This window comes from Micromonospora sp. RL09-050-HVF-A (assembly GCF_019374995.1).
In the GTDB taxonomy this organism is placed as follows: domain Bacteria; phylum Actinomycetota; class Actinomycetes; order Mycobacteriales; family Micromonosporaceae; genus Micromonospora; species Micromonospora antibiotica.
Map to the genome: position 1 here is coordinate 6,738,000 of NZ_JAGKQP010000002.1, position 7,238 is coordinate 6,745,237.

Consider the following 7,238-nt stretch of genomic DNA (forward strand, 5'->3'; position numbering starts at 1 on the left):
TGGCCGGTCCCTTCAGGAGGGGGACCGGCCAGGGGTTTTCTGCGCCGCCGCCAGGTCGCTGAAGTGGCGGCATCCGGTCCGTCGGATGCCGCCACCTCGGCGCAACAGCGTCGATCAACCGGGTCAGCTCTCCGCGGCCTCGCGGGCCAGCCGGGCCCGGTCCACCTTGCGGTTGGAGTTCAACGGGAACTCCGGCACGTGCCGATACGAACGCGGCAGCATCCCCTTGGGCAGGATCTGCCGCAGCTGCCGGGACAGCTCGGCCGGGGCGGTCCGCTCCCCGGTGTAGAAGACCACCAGCTCGGTGCCGCCGGCCCCGGAACGGGCCACGGTCACCGCGTCCTCGATGCCGGGGCAGCCGCGCAGGGCGTGCTCGATCTCGGCCAGCTCCACCCGCCACCCGTGCACCTGCACCTGCGAGTCGAGCCGCCCCAGATAGATCAGCTCCTTGTTCTCCAACCGCCGGACCCGGTCCCCGGTGCGGTACCAGCGCCGCCCGTCACGGACCAGGAACCGGCCCTCGTCGTCGGCCGGATCGAGGTAACCGGGGGTGAGCTGCGGGCCGGTGATGCAGAGTTCCCCCTCCACCTCACTGGCCGCGCCGTCGGCGTCGAGCAGCACCCCGTCGTGCCCGTCGTGCAGGGCGCCGATCGGGACCAGGCCGTTGACGCAGAGCCCCGGCGAGGTCTCCGGTGACCAGCGGTGCCCGGTGATCGTCACGGTCAGCTCGGTCGGGCCGTAGATGTTCTCCAACGTCGACCCGGGGGCCGCCGCCTGCCAGTCCACCGCGTCGGCGGCGTGCAGCGCCTCCCCGGCGAAGAAGCTCCACCGCAGCGACGGCATCGCCGCCGCACCGAGGCGACCGGTCCGCCGGACCAGGGTGATCGCGCTCGGGGTGGAGAACCACACGGTCAGGCCCCGCTCGGCGACGAACGCCGGCACGTCCCGGTAGGCCGCCGGCGGCACCGGGTGCACGCTCGCCCCCGCGCCCCAGGCGCAGAACAGGTCGAACATCGCGCAGTCGAAGTTCAGGTCGAACGACTGGGAGAACCGGTCGTCCGGCCCGAAGTCGTACCGGTCGTCCAGCACGGAGAAGTAGTGCCGCAGGTTGCCGTGGGTGATCGGCACCCCCTTGGGCCGCCCCGTCGAGCCGGAGGTGAACAGCACGTAGGCCACGTTGTCCGGGCGGGCGGGGCGGGGCGCGGCCAGTGGCGTCGCCCCGACCACCGGCAGCCGCAGCCCGGTGCCGCTGCCGCGCGGGTCCACCACCGGCGCGAACACCGGCACCCCGGCGACCGCGTCACCCATCTCCGCCCGGACCGCCAGCCCGGCGTCGTCGAGCAGCAGGACGGAGACCCCGCACGCGGTGAGCATCCCCGCCGTCCGGGCCGCCGGGAACTCCGGGTGCAGCGGCACGGCGGTCGCGCCGAGGTACAGGGTGGCGAGCAGCCCGGCGTACGACTCCAGGGTCTTGCCGGCGAGGATGCCGACCACCCGGGGCGGCCCGTCCGGGCCGGCGGCCAACGCCCCGGCCCAGCGCAGCGCGGTGGTGTGCAGCTCCTCGTAGCTGACCGGACCGGTCGGCAGGTGCAGGGCGGTGGCCCGGGGTGCGGCGGCCAGCCCCTGGAGGAACCGGCCGTGCAGGGCGTAGTCGGTGTGCTGGGTCATCTCGTCCTCCGTGCTCTGCCGGCGCTCAGGCGGCCACGGCGCGACGGATCGGCCGCATCGCCCGCCGCGGGTCCACGATGGTGGTCCGGAAGTTGCGGACGGTCGCGCCAACCCGGCCCCAGAGCCGGTCCGGCCCGCAGACGTGCACCGTCTGCACCCCGGACTGCTGGAACGTGGCGACCACCGCCGGCCAGCGCACCGGGGTGACGATCCCGTCGAGCAGCATGGTCCGTACGCCGTCGGCGGTGGTGCGTACCGTGCCGTCCTGGTCGGCGACGACCGGGATCTGCGGATCGGTGAAGTGCAGCGACCCGAACAGCTCCGCCTCCACCCGGTCGCGCAGCGGTTGGAACGCGGCGGCGTGCAGCGGCGGGTCCATCACGTACAACGGCAGCCCGCCGCCGGCCCGCAGCCGCTGCGCCAACCAGTCGGTGCGCCCCTCGTGCAGGGTCACCATCCAGAAGTCGGTGTCGACGTAGCAGGAGATCTCGTACCACTCGCCGGCCTCGTCCAGCTCGGCGAGGATCTCCCGCAGCCGCTCGGCCGGGGTACGGACGAACGACATCGTCACCACGCCCCGCTGCTCGGCGGTGAAGTACTCCGTCTCGATCCGGGACAGCCGCGCCGTCATCCGGACCGCCTCGGCGAAGTCCAGCGCGCCGCTGAACACGGCGGCGGCCTTGCCACCGAAGCTGGGCCCGGCGATCAGGTCCGGCCGTAGGTCCATGGTCCGTTCCGCCCAGCGGGCCAGCGCCACGCAGTTGACCAGGAAGGCCACCTGGGCGTACTCGGAGTAGTCGCTGTCGCTGTCGCGGTAGCTGGCGAACAGGTCGTAGTCCAGGGCGTCGCTGGCTGCGGCGAGCAACTCGCGGGCGTCCCGGTCGATGAGCATGAACTTCGCGACGTCGGCGAAGTCGCACGGGCCCATCCCGGGAAAGACGATGGCGCTGGTCATCTGGGGCGTCCTTGTCGTCGGGGGCCGACCGGCGCGGGCACGGTCGGCGGGGGAGCCGGGCGGGCAGGTCACCGGGGGAGCTTGGCCAAAGCCTGCTCGATGCGGACCAGCGCGTCGGCGACGTGCGGCACCGTCAGCGGGTCGGCGGCGGTCTGGGTCTGCCGCTGCTGCTCCGGGGTGTCGCCGTAGAGCATGCTGGTGGCGGCGCGGAACCGCAGCGCCTCCGGCCGGTCGCCGAAGTGGTGGCCGGACAGCACCGCCACGCCCAGTTCCTCCAGCAGGTGGCGCTGCAACCCGGCGCCGTCGGTGATGCCCTGCTCGGCCAGCGGCTCGCGCAGCGGCGCGAAGTCCGGGTAGACGTAGAACGCGCCGGTCGGCGGCCGGCAGGTGGCGCCCGCCTCCACCATGATCCGGTGCACCGCGCCGGCCACCGCGCCGTGCAGTGCGGCGTCCTCGGTGAGCCGCTCGCGGATCTCCGGCGGCTCGGCGAAGGCGTACCGGGTCACCGACTGCATCGGCCCGGCGAGGGTGGACCAGATCTCACTGGCCACCGCCGCCACGTCGGCGCGGATCCGCTCACCCCACCCGCCGGCCGGGAACCGGGCCGCGCCGATCCGCCAACCGCCGAGCGCCAGGTTCTTGCTCAGCCCGGTGAGCACCACGGTCCGCCTCGGGGCGACCTCGGCGGGGGAGAGCAGGTCCGTGCCCGGGGTGTGCAGGATGTCCCGGTAGATCTCGTCCGAGACGATCAGCAGGTCCTCCTCCTCGGCGATCGCGCACAACTCCCGGACCAGGTCGTCCGGGGCGTGCGTGCCGGTCGGGTTGTCCGGCGAGGTGAGCACCAGGATGCGCGGGTCGTGGCCGAGCACCCGGGCGGCGTGGATCGTCTCCCGCAGCGCCGCCGGGTCGGGCACCCCACCGCACGACTCCGGGATCGGCACCCCCAGTACGGTCTTGCCGGCCAGCCGGGCCTGCGGGGCGTAGGTGACCCAGCTCGGCGCGGCGACGATGGTGTCCCCGCCGACGACCAGTTGCAGGGCCATCAGCAGCGGCTTGCTGCCCGGCGCGATGATCACCTGGTCCGCCTCGGTGGGCAGCCGGCGACGGGAGAAGTACCCGGCCACCGCGTCCCGGGTGTCCGGGTCACCCACCACCGGCCCGTACGCGTTGCGGTCGGCGCCCTCGGTCAGCGCCCGCCGCAGCGGCGCGAACACCGGCAGCCGGGACTCGCCGAAGCCCAGGTGCACGATGGACTCGCCTGCGGCGATGCGCTGCGCGACCAACTGGTCGAGTGCGAGGTTGGGCGAGATCTTCCGGCCGGCCATCGCCAGCTCCCTTCGGGTCGGTGGGTGTTCAGGCGGTGACGGCCGCGCCGGGGCGGGCCGCGCTGGGGCTGACGGCGGCGAGGATGTCCGCCGGGGCAGCCGGGTCGATCTCCAGGTCGCTCAGCCAGGCCGCGTCGGCCGACCAGCGGGCCCGGAACGGCCGGCCGACCAGCCGCCGGTCGCGGGCCTGGATCAACCGGAGCTGGAAGAAGTCGCCGTCCGGGGTCCGTTCGACGCCGTCGACCAGCACCTTGCCGGGGGTGGCCGACATGACCGGCCCGCGCACCGTCCGGGCCAGCCCGGGCAGATCCTGGTACGCGGTGCGGAAGATGTCGGCGGCCCGGGTCAGCGGCACCTGGAAGTAGTCGCGGGGACCGGTGTCCCGCTCGACGAACATGTAGTAGGGCACCGCGCCGACGGCCAGTTCGGCCCGCCACATCTCGCTCCAGGCGCGGGCGTCGTCGTTGACGTAGCGGATCAGCGGGGCCTGGCAGTAGACCACCGCCCCGGTCGACCGGATCCGGGCGATGGCCCGGGTGGCGACCTCGGTGGCCAACTCCCGGGGGTGGCTGAAGTGCGCCATCACCGCGACGTTGCGACCCGACGCGACGACCTGCTCGAACAGCCGCAGCAGGTCGTCGGCGTCGCTGTCGGAGACGAACCGGTACGGCCAGTAGGCGACCGCCTTGGTGCCGAACCGGATGGTGCGCACCGTGTCCACCGCCAGCAGCGGCTCCACGTGGCTGCGCAGCCGCTCCGTCGACATGATCATCGGGTCGCCGCCGGTGACCAGCACGTCGGTCACCGCCGGGTGCCGGTGCAGGTAGCGCACCAACTGCTCCGGGCCGGGCGCGGCGAACCGCAGGTCGGCGTCCCCGACGAACTGCGCCCACCGGAAGCAGTAGGTGCAGTACGCGTGGCAGGTCTGCCCCTGCTGCGGGAAGTACAGCACCGTCTCCCGGTACTTGTGCTGCATGCCCGGCAACTCCTGACCGTCCAGGCTGGGCACGTTGTGCTGCTGCTGCCCGGACGGGTGCGGGTTGAGCCCGGCCCGGATCCGGGCCACCTCACCGCGCAGCCCCTTGCGGTCACCGGCGCGCAGCAGGTCGCCGACGACCCGCTCGTCGTCGGCGGCGAGCATGCCGCGCTGCGGGAACACCAGCCGGAAGATCGGGTCGTCCGGGATGCGGTCCCAGTCGATCAGGTGCGACAGGACGTACTCGTTGACCCGGAAGGGCAGCACCTGGGAAATGGTGCGGACCGCGTGCAGATTGTCGGCCGACAATCCGTACCGGGCGCCCAGCTCATCGATGTGGTGCGGCCCGAAGGAGTGGAACCGCCCCGGATCGGCGGTCGTGGAAACGAGCAGGGACATCAACCATCCTCCATGGGGGGTTGCGCCCACCGACGTGGCGTGACTCAATCACCGGTGCGCGCCCGCGAGAATCGCTCGACGGTCAACAGCGCGTTGCCTCGCCCCCACGCTAGTGGCGGCCCGTCCGCCGGGACCCCTAGCGGAACCCCAGAGCCGCCCCTTAGCGCCGCTGGTAGGGGGAGGCTAGGGGCGTCGCGGGGGTGTAGGTGGATTTCCTTTCCTGATTACGTATCCCTCGCCTGGTCCGGCCGGCGCCCGGCGTGTCGCCCGGATACGCCGTACCGCACCGAGCGGCCGTGCAGACATCGATGCCGGCGCCGGATCACGTGCGCCCGGTGCGACCCGAGGGAGTGCTCCGTGACGATCGATCAGGAGATCCGTAAATATCCGTTCAGCGAGGCGCCCGGGATCGACATCGACCCCGTCTACGGGCTGCTGCGCAGCACCGAGCCGCTGGCCCGGGTGCAACTGCCGTACGGCGAGGTGTCCTGGCTCGCCACCCGGTACGAGGACGTCAAGACCGTGCTGACCGACCCGCGGTTCAGCCGGGCCGCGGCGCAGGGCAAGGACCAGCCCCGTACCCGCGAGGAGATGACCTACGAGGGCATCATCGGCCTCGACCCGCCGGACCACACCCGGCTGCGCAAGCTCGCCGGCAAGGCGCTGACCGCGCGCCGGGTCAACGAGATGCGCGAGGGCGCCCAGCGCATCGCCAACGAGTACGTCGACGAGATGATCGCCAAGGGTTCCCCGGGTGACCTGGTCGAGCTGTTCGCCCTGCCGTACCCGATCACCGTCATCTGCGAGCTGCTCGGGGTGCCGTTCGAGGACCGGGCCCAGTTCCGGATCTGGACCGAGGGGCTGACCAGCACCAGCGAGCAGCTGATGGTCTATGCCGAGCAGCTGTTCGGCTACATGGGCAAGCTGGTCGCCCAGCGCCGTGAGCAGCCCACCGACGATCTGCTCGGCGCGCTGGTCAAGGCCCGCGACGAGGGCGACCGGCTGACCGAGCAGGAGCTGCTCTCGATCGCCGGGGTCGGGCTGCTGCTCACCGGCGTCGAGACGGTCTCCACCCACATCCCCAACTTCGTCTACGCGCTGCTCACCAACCCGGAGCTGATGGCGCAGCTGCGCGCCGACCGGAGCCTGGTGCCGGCGGCCGTGGAGGAACTGCTGCGGATGATCCCGCTGAACCCGGCCGCGATGTTCCCCCGCTACGCGGTGGAGGACATCGAGCTGAGCGGGATCACCGTCCGCGCCGGGGAGCCGGTGCTGGTCTCGCTGCCCGGCGCCAACCGGGACCCGGAGATCTTCGACAACCCGGAGACCTTCGACTTCACCCGCGAGCAGAACCCGCACGTCGCGTTCGGCCACGGCCCGCACCACTGCCTCGGCGCGCAGCTCGCCCGGATGGAACTCCAGGTGGCCCTGCACACGGTCCTGGACCGGTTCCCCGAGCTGAGCCTGGCCGACGGCGACGCGGGCGTGTCGTGGAAGTCCGGCCAGCTGGTCCGGGGCCCGAACAAGCTGCTGGTGGCCTGGTGACCACCGTGGACACCCGCTGGACGGTCACCGTCGACCGGGACGCCTGCATCGGTACCGGGGTCTGCGCCGGCGCGGCCCCCCGCCAGATCGAGATCCGGGCCGGCAAGGCGTCCGCCCTGGCCCCGGAGACCGCGCCCGACGAGGCGGTCATCGACGCCGCCGACATGTGCCCGATGTCGGCGATCACCGTGCGCGACGCCGCCTCCGGCGCGCTGCTCGCGCCCGAGGAGTAACCACCGCCCCGACCGGTGAACTCACCGGTCGCCGCGAGGCCGCCGCGACCGGTCCCCCCTACCGGTCGCGGCGGCCTTGCCGTGATCGGGCGCCGCAAGCCGACACACCGAGCCGGGCGTCGAACCCGGAGACCTAG

General features: G+C 72.8%; 6 protein-coding genes. 2 read left to right on the forward strand and 4 right to left on the reverse strand.

All coding sequences use genetic code 11. The features are described from left to right. Window positions 1-123 precede the first annotated feature (123 nt). The 4 genes from J7462_RS29620 to J7462_RS29635 form a co-directional block, all read right to left on the reverse strand. Window positions 124-1,668 carry an AMP-binding protein gene (locus J7462_RS29620; protein ID WP_219469133.1) on the reverse strand — a complete coding sequence of 515 codons (1,545 nt, stop codon included), beginning with the start codon at window positions 1,666-1,668 and terminating at the stop codon, window positions 124-126. A gap of 25 nt (window positions 1,669-1,693) precedes the next feature. Continuing rightward, complete coding sequence (locus tag J7462_RS29625; RefSeq protein ID WP_219469136.1) at window positions 1,694-2,623, reverse strand: ACP S-malonyltransferase; 930 nt, start codon at window positions 2,621-2,623, stop codon at window positions 1,694-1,696. A 68-nt stretch (window positions 2,624-2,691) separates the two neighbouring features. Next, window positions 2,692-3,948, reverse strand: a complete 1,257-nt coding sequence (locus tag J7462_RS29630) for a pyridoxal phosphate-dependent aminotransferase (RefSeq protein WP_219469139.1) — start codon at window positions 3,946-3,948, stop codon at window positions 2,692-2,694. 28 nt (window positions 3,949-3,976) lie between these two features. Beyond that, on the reverse strand, window positions 3,977-5,323 hold the full coding sequence (locus J7462_RS29635; protein WP_219469141.1) for a KamA family radical SAM protein: 1,347 nt from the start codon (window positions 5,321-5,323) through the stop codon (window positions 3,977-3,979). 357 nt (window positions 5,324-5,680) lie between these two features. On the opposite strand from J7462_RS29635, the gene J7462_RS29640 reads away from it, so the two are divergent. Continuing rightward, window positions 5,681-6,868, forward strand: coding sequence for a cytochrome P450 (locus J7462_RS29640; RefSeq protein ID WP_208569136.1), 1,188 nt, complete (start codon window positions 5,681-5,683; stop codon window positions 6,866-6,868). Further along, on the forward strand, window positions 6,865-7,101 hold the full coding sequence (locus J7462_RS29645) for a ferredoxin (protein WP_208569137.1): 237 nt from the start codon (window positions 6,865-6,867) through the stop codon (window positions 7,099-7,101). Before J7462_RS29640 ends, J7462_RS29645 begins: the two co-directional genes overlap by 4 nt. The last annotated feature ends 137 nt before the right edge of the window (window positions 7,102-7,238 follow it).

Coding starts and splice junctions, on each gene's coding strand:
- J7462_RS29625 (WP_219469136.1), bottom strand. CDS start 2,623: ATGACCAGCGCCATCGTCTTTCCCGGGATGGGCCCGTGCGACTTCGCC.
- J7462_RS29620 (WP_219469133.1), bottom strand. CDS start 1,668: ATGACCCAGCACACCGACTACGCCCTGCACGGCCGGTTCCTCCAGGGG.
- J7462_RS29635 (WP_219469141.1), bottom strand. CDS start 5,323: ATGTCCCTGCTCGTTTCCACGACCGCCGATCCGGGGCGGTTCCACTCC.
- J7462_RS29630 (WP_219469139.1), bottom strand. CDS start 3,948: ATGGCCGGCCGGAAGATCTCGCCCAACCTCGCACTCGACCAGTTGGTC.